This is a genomic window from Halobacillus litoralis (assembly GCF_020171725.1).
In the GTDB taxonomy this organism is placed as follows: domain Bacteria; phylum Bacillota; class Bacilli; order Bacillales; family Halobacillaceae; genus Halobacillus; species Halobacillus litoralis_F.
The window spans coordinates 77,409-95,536 of record NZ_JAIVAJ010000007.1; the positions used below are offsets into that span (position 1 = coordinate 77,409).

The window sequence follows — 18,128 nt, forward strand, 5'->3', positions numbered from 1 at the left end:
CTCTAAGCGTCCTCAACTTTTTCCAGCTTTTTAAAATTCCGGCTGATCGGACGTGGTGCTTTCATCTTATCAAAGAATACCAGGTACGTATTCTTCTTCTCATCGATTTCCTCAATAGTCCCCGCTCCAAAGACCGGATGTGAAACCCTTGTTCCAACCTCAAACCCTGAAGCCGCCACTTCCTTCGTCTGGCGGTGTGAGGCACGAATGTATTCCTTCGCCTCCTCAATCAATGACTCATCCAGATCGCCGACACGCTCATATAGTCCATCTTCGACTTCAAAGATGAACCGCGACGGGTATTTGCGCTGGCCGCCATTTTGAAAGCCTTCCGACTCCGTCATGTACAACTCTTTCTCCGCTCGTGTCACAGCTACATACGTGAGCCTTCTCTCTTCTTCAAGGGCACGTTCCTTCCGCTCTCGAAGTGCACGGACATTCGGCAGGACACTTTCATTCATCCCGACAACAAAAACATACGGATACTCGAGTCCCTTAGCCGTATGAATCGTCATCAGCTTGACCGAATTCACTTGATCGTCCCGTTCATTATCCGTATATAAGCTGATCATCTGCAAATATTCATCCAGATCGATGTTCTCTCCCAGCGTCTGCTCATACTGAACAATCGAGTGAAGTAGTTCTGTCAGGTTATCAAGTCTTTCCTGGTCGCCGTCCTCCCGGCGGTAAGCTTCATAACCTGTCAGCTGCATCGCTTCCTGAAGCAGTTCAGAAACGGATAGATCTTCTTTTCTCTTTTTCAGCGATTCAATGGCTTCGATGAAATCGCGTGCCCCCGTTCTTCTGAGCCGGTCATGGTCCACATATTTCTTCAGCGTATCATAATAGGACAGACCTTCCTCCTCTGCCCGCATCCTGATAAACTGCATACGTTTTTTTCCGATTTGCCGTTTCGGAACATTGACGATACGGGAGAAGGACAAGTCATCCTCCATTGCGATCATTCTTAAGTGGGCGAGGGCATCTTTGATTTCCAGACGGTCAAAAAACTTGAAGCCCCCGAAAATCGTGTACTCTATATTTTGCTGGATCAATTCCTGTTCTATAAACCTCGACAGGTAGTTCGCCCGATACAATACAGCGATATCACGGTACTCTGCCCCGTTCTCCACGAGCTCTTTCATTCGCTGAACGACCCACTTTGATTCCTCAAGCTCACTCTTCCCGTGATAGTGCACGACTTTGATCCCCTCTGGGTTCTCTGTCGTCATATCTTTGTCGACACGGAAGTAATTGTTCTTAATCAAAGCGTTGCTGAGCGATAGAATCTGCGGGGTGGATCGGTAATTCTGATTTAAGAAAATCGTCTGCACTTCGCCGAAATACTGATCGAAGTCCACCATATATTTTGGATCCGCCCCGCGCCATTCGTAAATCGTCTGGTCAGGATCACCGACAACGAACAAGTTCCCATGTTGGGCAGAAAGCATTTTGACAAGCTCGAACTGTTTCAGGCTGCTGTCCTGAAACTCGTCCACTTGGATATAAAACAACCGCTCCTGCCACTTCTCGAGCACTTCTTTATACTGTTCAAATAGAACGAAAACAAAGTTCAAAAGGTCATCGAAATCGAGACCGTACACGCGTTTCTGCTTTTTCAAATAACGCTGGATGATCTGACCGTCCAAATCGCCTGCATCCTCAAGCCTTGGCATTTCCCCTCTGAGAATCATTTGATGGACATAGTGGGTATTCCCCTTCAAAACGCCGATCTTATCAAGAATTCTTTTGAAGGTCTTATCATTCATCTTCAGTTCCATCTCTTCAAAGATCTCTCTAAGCAAGATCTTTTGATCCTCCACATCGAGGATCACGAAATTCTTCGGATAGAACAGCCTGTGGATGTCCTCCCGAAGAACCCTGACGCAGAACCCGTGATACGTCGTAATGAACCCCGTATCCTGTTCTCCGCCAATCATTTTCTTCACTCGACGTCTCATCTCATGGGATGCTTTGTTTGTAAATGTCACAGAAAGGACATTCCCCGGGTCGATTCCGAGTTCATTCACAATAAAGGCATACCGATGAGTCAATGCACGGGTTTTCCCGGATCCGGCACCGGCAATGACACGTACATACCCTTCTGTTGAAACGACGGCTTCCTGCTGAGCCTCGTTCAACCCTTTTAGTAACTCCTCCATACGTAACCCTCCAGAAAAAGAACGTTTGTTTGTATGTATTATATCAGAACTACGAGCCACCCGTAATGGTTCAAGCGGTCATTCAAACACAAAAAAGACACCAGAGTTACAAACCCTGATGCCCTCCCTATTATGCTTTTTCCAACTTATCTACATCTTCAATGACTTTAATCGTTTTCAAGTTCCCCATCACATCGAAATCGATGTAGAGCTCATCCCCCGGCTTCGCTAAAGCAACTAATCGCTCCTTCAGTACAGACAATTCAATGCGGTATGGATGCTCCTGGGTCAAAATTGCGTACATGCCTTCGAATCGGTCCAGTTTGTATTTGTTCACGAATCCCGCTCCTTAGTAGGCAAAGTAATAGTAAATAAGTACATTACTAGTATTGTTCCCGAACATACCCTTGACTAAACGTGTCGAATTCCGGAAGCTGGACACGGTTGAAAACGCGTGGTAAAATAGAAACTAACAACCGTTAGTTAGTGATGAGGTGATGGTATGAAAAGACAACAAATTATAGATGAAAGTCTCCACTTATTTGCAAACCACGGCTATGAGAACACGAGCCTCGCCATGATTGCAGACAATGTGGGGATCAAGAAACCATCCTTGTACAACCATTTCAAGAATAAAGAAGCGATCTTTATGGCTGTACTGGATGACGTAGCGAAACGCGAGGTCGAAGTTTTGAAACACGAAGTGACCACTTATGAGGGAAACGACATCGAACATCAACTCACGACCCTATACAAAAAGTATCTGGCCCATATGTCGAGTTCCACTGAAGGGCTTTTCTTTAAACGCGTCACGTTCTTCCCACCGGATAACTTCGAGGGGGAAATTAAACGGGTCTTCCTTTTAGTCGAGGAATATTTGACGTCTGTGCTCGAGCCGATTATAGAACGAGGCAAACGAGAAGACGTTCTGCGTGACCTGCCGACTGACACGATGACAAGCGCATTCTACACGTTGATTGATGGACTGTTTCTGGAAGAAAACTTTTATCCAGAGGAGCTTTTTGAAAAACGCAAAGAGGCGAGCTGGAGTATATTCTGGCTCGGAATCCAGGCATAGGGAGGCGATGGTATGGCATGGATTTATCTACTCATTGGTGCCGTGTTTGAAATCGGCTGGGCTGTCGGACTGAAGCTGTCCGACGGTTTCACGAAACCCGTCATCTCAATCGTGACGGTCGTATTGATTTTCGTCAGCTTCTACTTCTTTACGAAAGCGGTCAAAGAAATTGATATCGGCACCGGGTATGCCGTATTCACAGGAATCGGCGCAGCAGGAACGGCCATTATCGGTATGACATTTCTGGGTGATGATACAAACACCGGAAAGGTCTTTTTTATTGCTCTTTTAATCATAGGTATTATTGGATTGAAATTAACAAGTTCTCCTGAGGAGAGTGCATAAGGAGGAGATGATGATGGCATGGGTATTCTTACTGATCGCCGGAACCGGCGAAATGGCAGCCATGTTTTTCTTGAAGCTTTCAGAGGGCTTTACGAATAAAAGGTACACGATTCTTGCTATTGTTTCCATGGGGGCAAGCTTTTACTTCTTATCTGTATCGCTGATGCAGCTTCCGATCGGAACAGCTTACGGCATTTGGACGGGAATCGGATCCGCCGGCACCGTGCTGCTCGGCATTCTATTCTTCAAAGAGAGCGTCCAGCTGAAAAGAGTGCTGTTCATATTGTGCATCATTACAGGTGTCGTCGGTTTGAAGCTTGTTTCATAATTCTGATTACTCTCTTGAATTCAAAGAGAGTTCGACGTACAATATAAATAGGAAACAGGCAAAAATCGACAGGTAAACCCTTTCTTTTGTCGCTTTTTGCTGAATGATCTTTCGGTTTTTAGGTAAAATGGAGGCAAGTAGAAATGAGGAAATTTTTGTTCGCTGTACTGTTGTTGATGGTGGCAGCCTTCAGCTATGTAGGATTTACTGAAATGGATACGGATGCTAATCCTTCCATTCCACAAGAAACGGAACAGTATTAATTCAAACGACAACACCCCTTCACACAGCTGTGTGAAGGGGTGTTTTTTCACTCGATATTTTCTTTTTTCGGTAAATCCAGTTCGCGCTCTTCTCCCCAGACTTGGTTCAAGTAATCATCTCGGCCGGAATTGCCGCGGTAATAATCATAGCGCAGTTCATTTTTCTTATAGTAGTCCTGATGGTATTCTTCGGCCTCATAGAACGTGCCTGCCTCACGGATCGGCGTTACGATCTCTCCACCGAACTGCTCAGTCGAAGCGATTTCTTCCTTGGATTGTTCGGCGGTTTCTTTCTGCTGCTCGTTATGATAGAAGATGGCCGTTGTATATTGATACCCACGATCGACAAACTGTCCTTCGTCGTCTGTTGGATTGATCTGTCTCCAAAACACATCCAGAATCTGTTCGTACGATATGGTGTCCGGATCGAAGTACACGCGAACCGACTCAATGTGTTCGGTGCCTCCTGAAGCTACCTCTTCATAGGTTGGGTTCTCTTCCGAACCACCTGTATAACCGGACACAACCTCTTTGACGCCCTTCAAATTTTCAAAAGGAGGTTCCATACACCAAAAGCAGCCTCCTGCAAGCGTAGCGACTTCATACCCTTCCGGCACCTCTGTCATCGCTTCACTCTCGTAATTACGCTTCGTTAAATAGGCATACGCTTCCGGAACGACGAAGATTCCGATCAACACAATGAGTCCGAGCCAAATGCCCCATTTCTTCATGCTGTTCACCTCTTATCACGATGATTTGCCTTCATCATAGCACGAATGGAGCATTCCACCCTAGAAATTACTCTTCCTCATCAAGCGTCAGACCATCGACGTGTTTTCTCCCAAGCTCCTTATCTACTTTGCGGTATGCTTTCGATTTGAAGATGATGTCAAAATCGTAATTCTCCGGGTACAGCTCCTCTGCCGGGATATAGAGATTCAACCGCTTATGATTGTAAGTCCGCTTCTCGCCTTTCACTTGGACACGGTAATTGCCCCTTGCGTCCGGTCCCGTGTAAACGATGCCGATTTCATCTTCTGACGGAATCTGAACGTTGTCTCCCATTTTGAACTTCGGTTTGGCTTTCTCTTTTTTAGAAGATCCTTTTATCTGACGACCATAGCGGTTCCGGGCAACCTGCTGGCTGTAACCATCTTCCTTTAGTCTACTTTCTTCAATGTTGAAAGGTCTTGAATCTTGATAGGAAATCTCATAAGCATGCTCGAGAATATCAGGATGAAGGCCAAGCTGCAGGGCAATATCAAAGGCCTGGCTTTTCCCTGAGGTTCCGAGGTGCAGCTGATGAGTCGGCTGAAGCGTTTCGAGGTCGAATTCCATCGCCCCGTTTATGAAACCTTCTTTCCGGTCCGCGTACTCCTTCATTTCTCCGTAATGCGTGGTCGCAAGAATCGTCGAACCCTTTTCTGACAGCTGATCGAGTATTGCTGTCGCAAGCCCCATCCCTTCACGAGGGTCTGTACCAGAGCCGATCTCATCAAGTAAAAGCAGGGAGTGGTCGTTGGCCTGCCTTAAGATCTCGATCAAATTGACGAGTCTTGAACTGAAAGTACTCAAGTTCTCATCAATACTTTGACCATCTCCAATATCAACGAGTACATATTGGAAAATAGGAAGCTTGCTACCCTCTTTTGCAGGGATTGGAATACCGGATTGAGCCATTAGTGATAGCAGCCCTACCGTTTTCAGCGTGACCGTCTTCCCGCCTGTATTCGGCCCGGTAATCAGAAGGGCCTGCTCCGTTTCATCCATCTCTATGGTAAGAGGAACGGCTTGTTCTCCCAGTAAAGGATGCCTTGCCTCATTCAGCACAATGGTGAACCCTTCGGAAAATACAGGAGCGACTCCCTTGATCTTTCTACTGTATTTGGCTTTTGCGAACAACAGGTCATACTGATGCATCGTTTCCATCGCAATCTGAACATCATGTTCGTGACCCAGCACCTGACTCGTAAGGTCATAGAGGATACGTTCCACTTCATTCTCCTCACTCATTTGTAGTAAGTGAAGCTCTTCCTGAGCATCCGTCACTTCCGCAGGTTCTATGAACAACGTTGCACCAGAAGATGATTGATCGACAACGGACCCTTTTACTTTATTGCGATTCTCTCGCTTTACAGGCAGCGTGTAGCGACCGTGTTTCATCACAGGATGAGATTCCTGCATGAATGTACGATACTTCTTCGCCAACGATTCGAGCTTCTCCCCACGGCGTTCTTCCTTGACTCTGATTTGTTTTCTTAGTTTTGTCAGTTCTTTTGACGCATAGTCATCGACCTGGCCGTGGCGTATCACAGCATGGATGGCCTCTTCCAGTGTGGTCAAATCTGCAATCGATTGAGCGTACAGATGGATCGTCGGTGCTATTAAGTTTTTGTCCTCCATAAACCGCTTCAATTTCGTACAGTGATCCAGAAAGGAAATCAAGCTTCCGAATTGGGATGGGCGGATGTATAGCCCTTTGCTGCCTTGTTCCATCATTTGTGAAACATCCCCGAGGTGGTGAACCGGAATATGACTATTCACCTGTAGAATCGCGACGGCTTCCTCCACCTCCTCATGCCACCTCTCCAACTGCTTCGTATCACGAACCGGCTTCATATTCAGGATGGTTTGCTTCGCCTCTTCCGTCATCGCGTACGCACTGATTTCCTGAAGAATAGAATGGTATTCAAGCGTTTCAAATGTTCTTGTATTCAATGGTAAAATCCTTTCAATATTTGAGAGTATAAAAAAACGCGGCAAGCTGAAATAAGCTCGCCGCGACGTACGTGTCCGTCACTGGATGATCAACAGCCCTGGACCTCGTCCTGGGCATAAAAAAAGCTATGACTGAAAAAGCAGTCATAGCTCCTGATTTGATCGCTACGCTTATGCTCGTTCTTAACTACTCTTGTCCAACATTAAATAGACGTGCTTGAGGCACATCTTTTGAACAAGACGTTATCCAATTGATGGATTAGTTAAGAACGACCACACTCATACATCATTCTCCTCTTTCAAAGGAATAGTGACGGAACACGCAGTTCCTCCTCCATCATAGAAGGATTGATGTGAAAAGTCAACAATCAAATGACTTTCAAAATCCGCTCATGTACGTGATAATATGAAAGTAGAATTCTTCTAAGGAGTGAATCTCATGTTAAAAGAAGAGAACCATGTACTGGTGATTTTCCCCCACCCGGATGATGAAGCTTTCGGCGTGTCTGGAACAATCACTTCCTATATAAAACAAGGAACGCCCGTCACATACGCCTGCCTTACACTGGGAGAAATGGGTCGTAACCTCGGGAAACCGGCATTCGCCACCCGGGAAACGTTACCTGATATCCGCCGCAAGGAACTTAAAAAGGCGGCAGAAGCAATGGGAATCACAGACCTGCGTATGATGGGGTTACGCGATAAAACGCTCGAATTCGAAGATGACACGGAGATGAAGAATATGGTTCGTGAATTGATCGATGAACTGAATCCATCCCTTGTCATCAGCTTCTATCCCGGATATGCGGTTCACCCAGACCACGAGGCTACAGCAAGAGCTGTCGTCCGTGCGCTCCGTGAAATAGACGAAGAAGACCGCCCTACATTCCACGCCGTCGCCTTTGCAAACGATACAGAAGAGAATCTCGGAGAGCCGGATGTAGTCCACGATATCCAAGCCGTTCAGGAAGAAAAACTGAATGCGATGCGCGCCCACATTTCTCAAACGGCCCGTATGCTTGAAATGCTGGAAGAAGGCATTAAAACCAAAGATCCGGAAGCCATGAAGTGGGTCACAAATGAACGCTTCTATACGTACGACTGGGAGAATGACCAAGTAACGTAATGTTACTTGGTTTTTTATATGAAAACGAACCTTTTCCATTCCATCATGCTTAATTCTTCACATCTAACATATACATCCTAATAGACAACCTTTAAAGGAGATGACTGGATGAACAACCCTTCCCAGAACGTTGCTCTCAATTCGGCGATTGATCCTTACGTCTATCATACTTTACTCTCGATCCAAGGCGGGGCCATCGTCGCGCAGACGACCCAAGGTTCTGTTCGAGGAATCCTTAAAACGGTCATGCCGGACCACATTGTTGTGGAAGTCAGTGGCACGCCTTTCTTTGTCAGGACTCAACAAATCGTCTGGGTGCACCCTGACAGGCGATAAAGGAGGATGTTATGTTTAAAAGACTTGATCGAATGCAGATTGCCCTGACGATTCCTGAACACGGTGACGCAAACGCTGCTTCAGCAGTTCAACAGCTGCTTGGTGGAAAATTCGGAGAGATGTCGACGCTGAACAACTATATGTATCAGTCCTTCGGTTTCCGCAACAAAAAGAAATTCCGTCCTTTCTATGATTTGGTCGCAAGCATCACAGCAGAAGAGTTCGGCCATGTGGAGCTCGTCAACAACTCCATCAACCTGTTGACTCGCGGTGTGACGTTTACAGGCGATCCGGATATTACGCCCTTACAAAACGGATTGAATAAAAGAGACACCTACCAGTTCATCGCTTCCGCTCAGACCGCTCTCCCCTACGACTCTATGGGACAGCCTTGGACGGGGGAGAATGTATTCAACAGTGGCAACCTGGTGCTCGATCTGCTTCATAACTTTTTTCTCGAACTCGGTGCGCGGACCCATAAGATGCGCGTCTATGAAATGACCGATCACCCGACCGCAAGAGAGATGATCGGATACTTACTTGTCAGAGGCGGCACCCATGCCCTTGCATACGCCAAAGCACTCGAAATTGCTACAGGGGTGGACGTGAAAAAAATGCTCCCGGTCCCCGACCTCGACAATTCAAAATTCGACTATGCCCGTCCTTACCTTGATCAAGGACTGGACAACATTTTGTACACGTGGAGCGATACCGACTACAAGGACATCAATAAAATCTGGAAAGGCACAAACCCCGAAAATGGCCAGCCGCTAAAAGTCATTCAAGGAACACCGAAAGGAGCACCGATTCCTGACCTGGATGATCTGCCGGAAGAATTCGCACCAGGGATCGATCGGGATGACTACGATCGGATTGCTAAAAAATTGATGGAAAATCTATGAGCACCAGGGCGTTCTTAACGGACGCTCTTTTCTATTGCAATGAATTCGGGCACCTACCATTATCCAGGCCCGCCCTCTCTCCGAATCAGGAAAACCCTACTAGACGATTGTCATCATATTGACTTAACTTCTCCTTACAAGGGCAGAATGTTCATGATATCCTGATTAGGAAAAGGGAGATGACATGAATGAAGAAATTATTTTTCAGTTTATTGATCATTTTATTTATATCGGCTTGTGGGTCCAGCGCTTCCGAAGAGGATTCAACCTCACACGGCGATGAAAGCGAAGGCACTGAGGAAGTAGCGCCTATTCCAGAAGTTGAGGTAGGGTTTGAAGAAGATCCTCTGCCTGTCAACGAAGCGACGACGATTCAGGCCACGGTTACCCAAGGCGGAGAGCCGGTCGAAGATGCTGAATATGTAGATTTCGAAATCTGGAATGAAGCGGATGGTGAAGAGGCTTCCACTACCATTGAAAGTGAACATGTCGGGGACGGCGTCTACCAAATTGAGTACACTTTCGAAAAAGCAGGAAGCTATCAACTCTATGCTCATACACAAGTAGCCGATTTACACACCATGCCTAAAGAGAGCTTCCAGGTCGGAGAAGGAGATGCTGCACCATCTGAACATCCCGAGGGACAAAGTCATGACCATGGTGAGAATGATGGGAAGTTCATGGTCCACATCCAAACAGAAGAAGCATTCACCTCTGGAAAAGAGAGCGAACTTGTCACACACATCAATCATATGGAAGTGCCTTTTGAAGATGGGGTTGTCCGCTTCGAAATCAGCTCTGATCAACTTGAAGCCCATCAATTTATCGATGCTGAAGAATCCAACCCAGGTGAGTACAAGGCAGCCTATGAATTCCCGAGTCCGGGTACTTACAACATCAACGTCCATTATGAAAAACCCGACCAGGACATCCACGGTCACAAAGATAAGGCTATCGAAGTACAATAACCAAAACGCCCCGAACCACATTGGTTCAGGGCGTTTTTTACATTTACATTAGAACAGGGATAAGGTTTCTATTACAAAGTGATAAGAAAACACCTTAGACTCCAGTTGCCGTTAGGTTCTGGCCCCACTGTTATCGCAAAGTGGGGTGGAAAATGGCGAGACTCCTGTGGGATAAAGGTACAGCGTGAGACCCCGGAAAGCGAGCTATTTTCCACCCCGCAACACACTCAATTCCATCCAGAACCTCTCGACAACGTAAAAAAGAGCAGGAATGAATCCTGCTCTTTTACAAAACTGAGTGCTTACTTCTGCTCAGCGTTTTGAAGCTTTTTCTGTTTGGCCGCACGTTTACGTTCGCTTTCATTAAGATACTTCTTACGAAGACGTACACTTTCAGGCGTAACTTCGCAATACTCGTCATCATCCAAGTATTCGATCGCTTCTTCAAGTGTCATCTTACGCGTTTTCTTAATGCTTGACGTATTATCTTTGTTCGCAGAACGGATGTTAGTCAAGTGCTTCTCTTTTGTGATGTTTACAGTCAGATCGTTTTCACGGTTATGCTCTCCGACGATCATGCCTTCGTACACTTCTGTACCAGGCTCGACGAAAATAACACCGCGGTCTTCCAGGTTCATAATTCCGTAAGTGGATGCTTTTCCTTTATCAAGGGAAACAAGCACACCTTCACGACGTCCTCCTACTTGACCTTTTGTCATAGGAGCGTAACCGTCGAACGTATGGTTCAGGATTCCGTAACCACGTGTCTGCGTCATGAATTCTGTCGCATATCCGATCAATCCACGGGAAGGAACGATGAACTCAAGGCGGACTTGTCCATTTCCGTCGTTGACCATATCCTGCATTTCACCTTTACGGTAACCGATCGATTCCATAACCGCACCTTGGTACTCTTCAGGTGTATCGATTTGAACACGCTCAACCGGTTCACATGTTTCTCCGTCGATTTCCTTCAGGATAACCTGTGGCTTGGACAATTGAAGCTCGAAGCCTTCACGACGCATGTTCTCAACTAAGATTGACAGGTGAAGTTCACCACGTCCGGATACGGTAAAGGCATCCGGAGAGTCTGTTGGGTCAACACGTAGACTTACGTCTGTTTCCAACTGAGTCATTAGACGCTCTTCGATTTGACGAGCCGTTACATATTTACCTTCACGACCGGCAAATGGACTGTTGTTTACTAAGAACGTCATTTGTAGCGTTGGTTCATCGATACGAGGAATTTCCATTGCTTCCTGATTGTCAGGCGGGCAGACGGTTTCTCCTACGTTGATGTCTTCCATACCCGCAAGCGCAATGATGTCTCCAGCTTTCGCTTCTTCAATTTCAACACGCTTCAAGCCGATGAAGCCGAACAATTTAGAAACACGGAAGTTTTTCACAGATCCGTCTTTCTTCATAAGAGAAACCTGCTGACCGACTTTGATCGATCCACGGAAGACACGGCCGATTCCGATACGTCCAAGGTAATCGTTGTAATCAAGCAGCGTTACCTGGAATTGTAGTGGATCCTCTTTCGTATCTACTGGAGCTGGGATGTTGTTCATGATCAACTTGAAGATCGGGTCCATTGTTTCCTGCTGGTCTTCAGGCTCATCACCAGAAGTTCCGTTCAAGGCAGAAGCATAGACAACTGGGAAGTCCAGCTGGTCATCGTCTGCACCCAGTTCGATGAACAAGTCAAGAACTTCATCGACCACTTGTTCAGGACGGGCGTTCGGACGGTCGATTTTGTTCAAGACAACGACAGGCGTCAGTTTCTGCTCTAGCGCTTTCTTCAGTACAAAGCGCGTCTGTGGCATACAACCTTCATAAGCATCAACGACTAGAAGTACTCCGTCTACCATTTTCAAGATACGCTCAACTTCGCCACCGAAGTCTGCGTGTCCAGGTGTATCCAGGATGTTAATACGTGTGTCGTTATAGTTAATCGCGGTATTTTTCGCTAGGATTGTAATACCACGCTCTTTTTCCAAATCATTTGAGTCCATAGCACGCTCATCGACGTGTTCGTTATCACGGAATGTACCAGAGTGGTGAAGCATTTGGTCCACTAAAGTTGTTTTCCCGTGGTCAACGTGCGCGATGATGGCTATATTACGAATATCATTTCTGTGTTGCATGGAAGCACACACCTCTTTCGTTCACTTTTTATTCAACTTGTCAATTATAACATAAATACAATAAACTACGATACCTGAACAATATTTAGATTGCGTAAAAGCGAATAATCTCCTACACTACAGGTACTATTATGCAAAGTTAGGTGCTGACTTATGAAAACAAAACGTATTGGTGAATGGCTCGAAGTGACGGTTCCCGAGAAATGGAACGGCATTACCGTCGAAAAGATCATGAAAAAACGGTGGAATGTTCCGAGGAAGCTGATTCACCGCTTCCGCACAAACAAAGAAGTGACAATTAATAATGAAGTCGTTCACTGGAAAGATACGACCGTTAAAACCGGTGACCTTCTCAGAATTCGGGTTTTTGCCCCGCAGCCATTGGAGGTAACGCCGACTTATATCAATATCGACGTCCTTTATGAGGACGATCATTTACTCGTCGTCAACAAACCGACCGGAATGTTCACACACCCGAACAGTTCAGAACAGACCGACACCCTGGTCAACGCCGTAGCCGGGTACTTCCAGGTGAACGGGATTCTTTCAACACCTAAATATGTCCATCGTCTGGATAAGGACACTTCAGGAGCCGTCTTGTTCGCGAAGCATGACCTAGCGATTGCCATGCTTGGTGAAGAGCTAAAGGAGAGGAAAATCAAACGGACCTATCTAGCCTGGGCCCATGGAAAAGTGAAACCGAAGAAAGGAACGATCCGCGAGCCCATCGGAAAGGACCGTCACCACCCTACGAGAAGACGCGTGTCCCCGAATGGTCAGGAAGCAGAAACCCATTATGAGTGCCTGGACTATAATCCTTCTCTGAAAGCAACACTTGTAAAGCTGCAGCTTCAAACCGGGCGCACCCACCAAATCCGGGTACACATGAGCCACAAAAAACACCCACTTCTTGGAGATGAATTGTATGGAGGCAGCCGAGGTTATGACACCAACCAAGCCCTGCATGCGGCGAAGTTGACCTTCGTCCATCCGTTTACTGAGGAACAAGTCTCGACCATTGCCTTCCCATTAGATGACTTTTCACTCATCGAACGCAGGCATGTAGAATTGTTACAAGAACGGTGAACTACTCCCACCACTTACCACCCTTAGGGGTTGCTTGAAGTGGGGGCTTCTTGGGTAATCGCCACTTTTATTAGCTGACGAAATGGACCAAGCTAACCCTCTTGTTCCAAAAGTTTATATTTTTTATTGGGCACTTGGTAATATGCGAATGCCTTCTTTTTTGATATTGAGTGCTGAATTGTAATCTCGATCGAGGTTTAGACCACAAGTGCACTGATAAGTACGCTCTGACAGTTGGATTTCTTTTACTGAACCACAGTTCGAACAAGTTTTTGTGGATGGGAACCATTTATCTATTTTGATAAGTTGCTTCCCTTGTTCTTTTAGTTTGTACTGCAAGAAAGAGGTGAACATCCCCCAACCATTGTCAGCGACACTTTTACCGAATTTGAGTGCTTGTGACATGCCTTTTATGTCTAGGTCTTCAATCACAACAGCATCATAATCTGATACTAATTGTTTAGACTTGTGGTGGAGGAAATTCTTTCGTTGATTAGCGACTTTTTCTTGGATTTTGGCAACTCTGATGCGCTGCTTATTCCAATTCGAAGAGCCTTTCTTTTTTCGGGAAAGTTTGCGCTGTTCTTTTGCTAATTTATCAAGCATCTGTCGATAAAATTTCGGGTAATTGGCTTTCTCACCCTCACTATCAACAAACAATCCATTCATTGCAAAATCCAATCCAACTACTTCTTTGATCTCTTTGGTTTCAATCTTTTTTTCATACTCTGTCAGGATAGAAATATAGTATTTCCCTGATGCAGTCATAGAAAGGGTGCAGGATTTGATTTTGTGCATGAAAGGGATTTCTCGATGTTGCTTGATTTTGACCTTTTTTAGTTTAGGTAATTTGATATGACCATCCAACAACTCGATATTACCGTTTACGACATTTGTTGTGTAGCTTTGTCTATGTCGCTTGCTTTTGAATTTCGGAAACCTGGCATTTCCTTTGAAGAAGGCTTTATATGCTTTATCTAAATTTAATTGTGCATTCGCCAACGCTAGCGAGTCCACTTCCTTTAGCCATTCATACTCTTTTTTGTACTTGGCAGGAGTAGGATGTTTTGCGTTTTTCAGAGCTTCTTTATCGTCTTTTAGGTTTTCATACGTTTCTTTTCGTTCTGCTAACATTTTGTTGTAGACAAAGCGAACACAACCAAAGGTTTTACGGATCATCAGAGACTGTTCATCTGTCGGATGAATTCTGAATTTGTATGCTTTATTCAGTTTAGCCATATCAAATCACCTCACTTTTCCCCTTGATTTTCAATGTATTTTTTAACCACCTCAATAGGCGAACCACCAGTGGTCAACAAACAAAAACTCCTTGACCAAAACATTTCTTTCCATAGTTTTTTTCGCACAAGAGGAAATTCTTTTTTGACAAGCCTTGAACTGGCACTTTTATAGGCATTGATGAACTTTGACAGTTCGGTATTAGGATGGGCTTTGAACAGAATATGAACATGGTCTAGATCATGGTTCCATTTGACCAATGTAATGTTGTATTTCTCGCCCAATGATACAAACTTTTCTTTCGAATAGTCTGAAATTTTGTCATCAATGACTTTCCTTCTATATTTCACAACCTATACCAAATGGTAATACATCAAGAACACCGAATGATTATTACTATCTAACTTCATTCTCATATCAGCCTTTATACGTTATAAGACTGATTATACCACATGGAGATAAATGACAAGAACTTTTGGGCTCCCCGCCCAACCGAAATTCATCTCCCCCTTACCGTTGGGCTACGCCCTTCACACGCTTGAAGAGGGAGACTTCTTTCGGGAGTTCGTTAAAATCCATATTCTTCTTGTAATGTATTAGATTTCTTCCTTCTGTTGTGTTAAAGTAAAGTTGTTAACCTATATAGGATTTTGTACCTATCACATAGTATATAGAGAAATGTTAAATAGACGACTGCGGTTAACAGAACATAGAAGGAAAAAGAAGGTGCTGAACTCGAATCAGCGCCTTCTTTTTTTATTCCGTAATCGATTTGAACAACTCATCATATTTCTTCGCACAGCTCAAATCAAGCTCCGTCAGTCCACCTGCTTCCCAGGAAGTAAGCTTTAACGTCACCATTTTATAATCGATGCTTATAAACGGATGGTGTTGAATATCTTCTGCGTACTCAGCAATGTGATTAACGAACTGCACACCTGTCAAAAACTCCCCAAAACGGTACCGCTTCGTTATGAACTTATCGTCTGTCAATTTCCAGCCGTCCAGTTCTTCCTGCACACGGCTTTCCTTCTGATCTTCTGGAATACGTTTTTCTTCAGACATCTTCTCACCTCATATCCTTAAGTCTCTCTTTAGAAGATACCCGTTTTCAAAGATTTTAAAGCTTATCTGCAAGATCCATGAATTCATCGAGATCCGCTGCACAAAGCTCAAGTGCATCCTGCCAGAATTGCTTCTCTTCAATATCGACATCAAGGTGTTTTTTCGCCAGGTCCTCCACGCTCATACGCCCCGTGTCTCGAAGCAGGGAAATATATTGGTCTTCAAACGCTTCCCCACTTTCCATCGCTCTGGCATAAATGCCCATACTGAACAAGTACCCGAATGTGTATGGGAAGTTGTAGAACGGAACGTCTGTAATATGGAAATGAAGCTTAGAGGCCCAGAATGTAGAGTCGTATTCATCCAAACTGTCTGCGTACGCTTCCCTCTGTGCTTCTACCATCAACTCGTTCAAACGCTCCGCTGACACCACTCCTGATTTTCTTTCTTCGTAGAAACGTGTCTCGAACAGGAAACGGGCGTGAATGTTCATAAAGAAAGCGACACTGCGCTGCACTTTATCCTCAAGCAAGGTAAGCTTCTCTTCATCCGATTCCGCATGTTTCACGGCCGCATCTGCAACGATCATTTCAGCAAGAGTTGAAGCCGTTTCTGCCACATTCATGGCATACCCTTGGTTCAGCATCGGCATATCGTTCATTACATGCTGATGATAAGCGTGCCCCAGCTCATGGGCTAATGTCGCCACGTTGGACGGAGTGCCTGAATACGTCATGAAAATTCTTGTCTCCTCATGATCTGGGAAACTTGTACAGAAGCCTCCTGGTCTCTTGCCCGGACGGTCTTCCGCTTCAATCCACTGGTTCTGAAAAGCCATCTCGGCAAAAGAAGCCATCTTAGGACTGAACCGCTGGAACTGTTCTACGATAAAGTCCGCCCCTTCCTGATAATCCATTTTCTGATGACTTGCCCCTACAGGAGCTTCCACGTCATAGAAACTAAGCTTAAGAAGTCCGAGCATCTCTGCTTTCTTATCGAGGTATTTCTTATACTTATGTTTGTAATCATTGATCGTTTCCCACATGGCACTGAGCGTCTTTTCACTCATACGATTGTACTCAAGCGGTTCCTTTAAGACACTATCCCACCCTCTATGTTTATACATTTGGAGGCGAAAGCCGGATAAATGGTTCAACGTTTCGCTGAATAAATCCGAATGACTACCCCAAGCGTTCTGCAATTTCTCAAATACTTCTTTTCTCTCCGTACGATCCTCAGAACCTAGCTTATTCGATGCTTGACCGACAGACAATTCTTCTCCATCTACCTCGATTGTCATTCTCCCTACAAGAGCGTCATACATCTGCCCCCACCCATGATAACCATCCACGGCTAAGTCATTCATGAGTGTCTCTTGTCTGAGTTCGAGCAAATCTTTGGCACGGTCTCTCTTTTCATTTAACACGAAAGAAAGCTCCTGCACCTCAGGCTGCTTCAATAGGGCTTGCCACGTCGCATCATCCACTTGGACAAGCTTCTGTTCAAAGGCCGTCGCCGTATTTCCGAAGCGCGCTCCCATTTCTGTACGCTTCGACTGCCACTGCCCTGCTTTATGATCCTTTACATCCTGCGCGCTTAAGCAGCCGACAAATGCACCGAACTCACTCAATTCCTTCATAACGAGCTGCATGTGATCGACAATTTCAAAGAAATCTTTTGTCTGATCAATGTGCTTCGGAGCGGTAAAGGATTGGACCAACTGTTCCAAGTGTGCAACATCGTCCTCCGTCTTCTTTACATATCGCTGCAATGCTTCTGAATCGCTTCCTCCACTGAAGAGAGAATCCAAATCCCATTTCATCTCATACGTTTTCATACTCATTCCCTTTCTTTTGCTTAACTTTTATTTCAACTATTCCGAAATTAATGGTAACATTTATTATAATTCCAAGCACTTTACATTTATGCGAATGTCAGGGGGGATTACAAAATGATGCGGTATAGGCGCCATGAGACGTTACGGTATCAATTCACCGAACCAGTAGAAGCGAAATATAGAATCGTCAAACTTGGCGGGCGCTCCATTCAGTCCTCTTTTGGAAAGGCGCATATTTTAGATTTGAGCCCCGGCGGAATGAGACTGGCCACATCTTTCAACATTCCATTAGACAAACCCGTCCAATTCTTTATTCAAACCACACTCGCTGGAGTTGAATTGGGTGTGACAGCCAATGTCATTTGGTGCAAACGAACGAATGGAGAGTACTGGTACGGTCTCGACTTCCTCGAAGATTACGATCAAGATGTCGTCAATGCCTTGAAATCCTTCAGAAAATCACAAAGCTCGTAACCGATCAGAAAAGGCATATAAAAAGCTCCCCTCGCGTTGCCCCCGGAAATCTTA

Annotated in this window: 18 protein-coding genes; 9 read left to right on the top strand and 9 right to left on the bottom strand. The window is 45.3% G+C overall.

The genetic code is table 11. The features are described 5' to 3' along the window. Nucleotides 1–2: 2 nt before the first annotated feature. Both LCM20_RS14805 and LCM20_RS14810 read right to left on the bottom strand, forming a co-directional pair. Nucleotides 3–2,162: an ATP-dependent helicase gene (locus tag LCM20_RS14805; RefSeq protein ID WP_225196260.1), complete on the bottom strand. Its 2,160-nt coding sequence runs from the start codon at nucleotides 2,160–2,162 to the stop codon at nucleotides 3–5. Nucleotides 2,163–2,292: 130 nt separating this feature from the next. Next, on the bottom strand, nucleotides 2,293–2,499 hold the full coding sequence (locus tag LCM20_RS14810) for a hypothetical protein (protein ID WP_225196261.1): 207 nt from the start codon (nucleotides 2,497–2,499) through the stop codon (nucleotides 2,293–2,295). Between the two features lie 165 nt (nucleotides 2,500–2,664). On the opposite strand from LCM20_RS14810, the gene LCM20_RS14815 reads away from it, so the two are divergent. From LCM20_RS14815 to LCM20_RS14825, 3 genes are read left to right on the top strand one after another with little or no spacing between them, the layout of a single operon-like run. Next, on the top strand, nucleotides 2,665–3,240 hold the full coding sequence (locus LCM20_RS14815) for a TetR/AcrR family transcriptional regulator (protein ID WP_225196262.1): 576 nt from the start codon (nucleotides 2,665–2,667) through the stop codon (nucleotides 3,238–3,240). Nucleotides 3,241–3,252: 12 nt separating this feature from the next. Further along, nucleotides 3,253–3,585, top strand: coding sequence for a DMT family transporter (locus LCM20_RS14820; RefSeq protein ID WP_225196263.1), 333 nt, complete (start codon nucleotides 3,253–3,255; stop codon nucleotides 3,583–3,585). Nucleotides 3,586–3,598: 13 nt separating this feature from the next. Next, nucleotides 3,599–3,913, top strand: coding sequence for a DMT family transporter (locus tag LCM20_RS14825; RefSeq protein WP_225196264.1), 315 nt, complete (start codon nucleotides 3,599–3,601; stop codon nucleotides 3,911–3,913). Nucleotides 3,914–4,223: 310 nt separating this feature from the next. Here LCM20_RS14825 and msrA read toward each other — a convergent pair whose 3' ends face one another. Both msrA and LCM20_RS14835 read right to left on the bottom strand, forming a co-directional pair. Beyond that, the gene (gene msrA, locus LCM20_RS14830) at nucleotides 4,224–4,907 is read right to left on the bottom strand and encodes a peptide-methionine (S)-S-oxide reductase MsrA (RefSeq protein WP_225196265.1); all 684 of its coding nucleotides are present in this window, start codon (nucleotides 4,905–4,907) and stop codon (nucleotides 4,224–4,226) included. A 67-nt stretch (nucleotides 4,908–4,974) separates the two neighbouring features. Then, nucleotides 4,975–6,894, bottom strand: a complete 1,920-nt coding sequence (locus LCM20_RS14835) for an endonuclease MutS2 (protein ID WP_225196266.1) — start codon at nucleotides 6,892–6,894, stop codon at nucleotides 4,975–4,977. 439 nt (nucleotides 6,895–7,333) lie between these two features. Between LCM20_RS14835 and bshB2 the strand changes: the two genes are divergently transcribed. From bshB2 to LCM20_RS14855, 4 genes are all read left to right on the top strand, one after another. Then, nucleotides 7,334–8,020 carry a bacillithiol biosynthesis deacetylase BshB2 gene (gene bshB2, locus LCM20_RS14840; protein ID WP_225196267.1) on the top strand — a complete coding sequence of 229 codons (687 nt, stop codon included), beginning with the start codon at nucleotides 7,334–7,336 and terminating at the stop codon, nucleotides 8,018–8,020. Nucleotides 8,021–8,128: 108 nt separating this feature from the next. Next, entirely contained in the window at nucleotides 8,129–8,356 is a 228-nt protein-coding gene (locus tag LCM20_RS14845; RefSeq protein ID WP_225196268.1) for a YuzF family protein, read from the top strand. A gap of 11 nt (nucleotides 8,357–8,367) precedes the next feature. After that, a complete protein-coding gene (locus LCM20_RS14850; protein WP_225196269.1) occupies nucleotides 8,368–9,258 on the top strand; it encodes a manganese catalase family protein in 891 nt (296 codons plus the stop codon). 188 nt (nucleotides 9,259–9,446) lie between these two features. Then, nucleotides 9,447–10,226, top strand: coding sequence for a FixH family protein (locus tag LCM20_RS14855; protein WP_225196270.1), 780 nt, complete (start codon nucleotides 9,447–9,449; stop codon nucleotides 10,224–10,226). A 302-nt stretch (nucleotides 10,227–10,528) separates the two neighbouring features. Here LCM20_RS14855 and typA read toward each other — a convergent pair whose 3' ends face one another. After that, complete coding sequence (gene typA / locus LCM20_RS14860; RefSeq protein ID WP_225196271.1) at nucleotides 10,529–12,373, bottom strand: translational GTPase TypA; 1,845 nt, start codon at nucleotides 12,371–12,373, stop codon at nucleotides 10,529–10,531. A gap of 153 nt (nucleotides 12,374–12,526) precedes the next feature. Between typA and LCM20_RS14865 the strand changes: the two genes are divergently transcribed. Then, nucleotides 12,527–13,459, top strand: coding sequence for an RluA family pseudouridine synthase (locus tag LCM20_RS14865; RefSeq protein ID WP_225196272.1), 933 nt, complete (start codon nucleotides 12,527–12,529; stop codon nucleotides 13,457–13,459). A gap of 123 nt (nucleotides 13,460–13,582) precedes the next feature. On the opposite strand, the gene LCM20_RS14870 is transcribed toward LCM20_RS14865, so the two are convergent. From LCM20_RS14870 to LCM20_RS14885, 4 genes are all read right to left on the bottom strand, one after another. Continuing rightward, on the bottom strand, nucleotides 13,583–14,698 hold the full coding sequence (locus LCM20_RS14870; RefSeq protein ID WP_225196273.1) for an RNA-guided endonuclease TnpB family protein: 1,116 nt from the start codon (nucleotides 14,696–14,698) through the stop codon (nucleotides 13,583–13,585). 11 nt (nucleotides 14,699–14,709) lie between these two features. Further along, nucleotides 14,710–15,048: an IS200/IS605 family transposase gene (gene tnpA / locus LCM20_RS14875; RefSeq protein ID WP_225196274.1), complete on the bottom strand. Its 339-nt coding sequence runs from the start codon at nucleotides 15,046–15,048 to the stop codon at nucleotides 14,710–14,712. A gap of 406 nt (nucleotides 15,049–15,454) precedes the next feature. Next, a complete protein-coding gene (locus LCM20_RS14880; protein ID WP_225196275.1) occupies nucleotides 15,455–15,763 on the bottom strand; it encodes a 4a-hydroxytetrahydrobiopterin dehydratase in 309 nt (102 codons plus the stop codon). Nucleotides 15,764–15,818: 55 nt separating this feature from the next. After that, complete coding sequence (locus LCM20_RS14885; RefSeq protein WP_225196276.1) at nucleotides 15,819–17,585, bottom strand: M3 family oligoendopeptidase; 1,767 nt, start codon at nucleotides 17,583–17,585, stop codon at nucleotides 15,819–15,821. 129 nt (nucleotides 17,586–17,714) lie between these two features. Between LCM20_RS14885 and LCM20_RS14890 the strand changes: the two genes are divergently transcribed. Further along, on the top strand, nucleotides 17,715–18,074 hold the full coding sequence (locus LCM20_RS14890; RefSeq protein ID WP_225196277.1) for a PilZ domain-containing protein: 360 nt from the start codon (nucleotides 17,715–17,717) through the stop codon (nucleotides 18,072–18,074). Nucleotides 18,075–18,128: the final 54 nt, after the last annotated feature.

Bases quoted from the DNA above. Each gene is read 5' to 3' on its own strand.
- LCM20_RS14805 (WP_225196260.1), bottom strand. From the start codon at position 2,162: ATGGAGGAGTTACTAAAAGGGTTGAACGAGGCTCAGCAGGAAGCCGTC.
- LCM20_RS14815 (WP_225196262.1), top strand. From the start codon at position 2,665: ATGAAAAGACAACAAATTATAGATGAAAGTCTCCACTTATTTGCAAAC.
- LCM20_RS14820 (WP_225196263.1), top strand. From the start codon at position 3,253: ATGGCATGGATTTATCTACTCATTGGTGCCGTGTTTGAAATCGGCTGG.
- LCM20_RS14825 (WP_225196264.1), top strand. From the start codon at position 3,599: ATGGCATGGGTATTCTTACTGATCGCCGGAACCGGCGAAATGGCAGCC.
- msrA (WP_225196265.1), bottom strand. From the start codon at position 4,907: ATGAAGAAATGGGGCATTTGGCTCGGACTCATTGTGTTGATCGGAATC.
- bshB2 (WP_225196267.1), top strand. From the start codon at position 7,334: ATGTTAAAAGAAGAGAACCATGTACTGGTGATTTTCCCCCACCCGGAT.
- LCM20_RS14845 (WP_225196268.1), top strand. From the start codon at position 8,129: ATGAACAACCCTTCCCAGAACGTTGCTCTCAATTCGGCGATTGATCCT.
- LCM20_RS14850 (WP_225196269.1), top strand. From the start codon at position 8,368: ATGTTTAAAAGACTTGATCGAATGCAGATTGCCCTGACGATTCCTGAA.
- LCM20_RS14855 (WP_225196270.1), top strand. From the start codon at position 9,447: ATGAAGAAATTATTTTTCAGTTTATTGATCATTTTATTTATATCGGCT.
- typA (WP_225196271.1), bottom strand. From the start codon at position 12,373: ATGCAACACAGAAATGATATTCGTAATATAGCCATCATCGCGCACGTT.
- LCM20_RS14865 (WP_225196272.1), top strand. From the start codon at position 12,527: ATGAAAACAAAACGTATTGGTGAATGGCTCGAAGTGACGGTTCCCGAG.
- LCM20_RS14870 (WP_225196273.1), bottom strand. From the start codon at position 14,698: ATGGCTAAACTGAATAAAGCATACAAATTCAGAATTCATCCGACAGAT.
- LCM20_RS14880 (WP_225196275.1), bottom strand. From the start codon at position 15,763: ATGTCTGAAGAAAAACGTATTCCAGAAGATCAGAAGGAAAGCCGTGTG.
- LCM20_RS14885 (WP_225196276.1), bottom strand. From the start codon at position 17,585: ATGAAATGGGATTTGGATTCTCTCTTCAGTGGAGGAAGCGATTCAGAA.
- LCM20_RS14890 (WP_225196277.1), top strand. From the start codon at position 17,715: ATGATGCGGTATAGGCGCCATGAGACGTTACGGTATCAATTCACCGAA.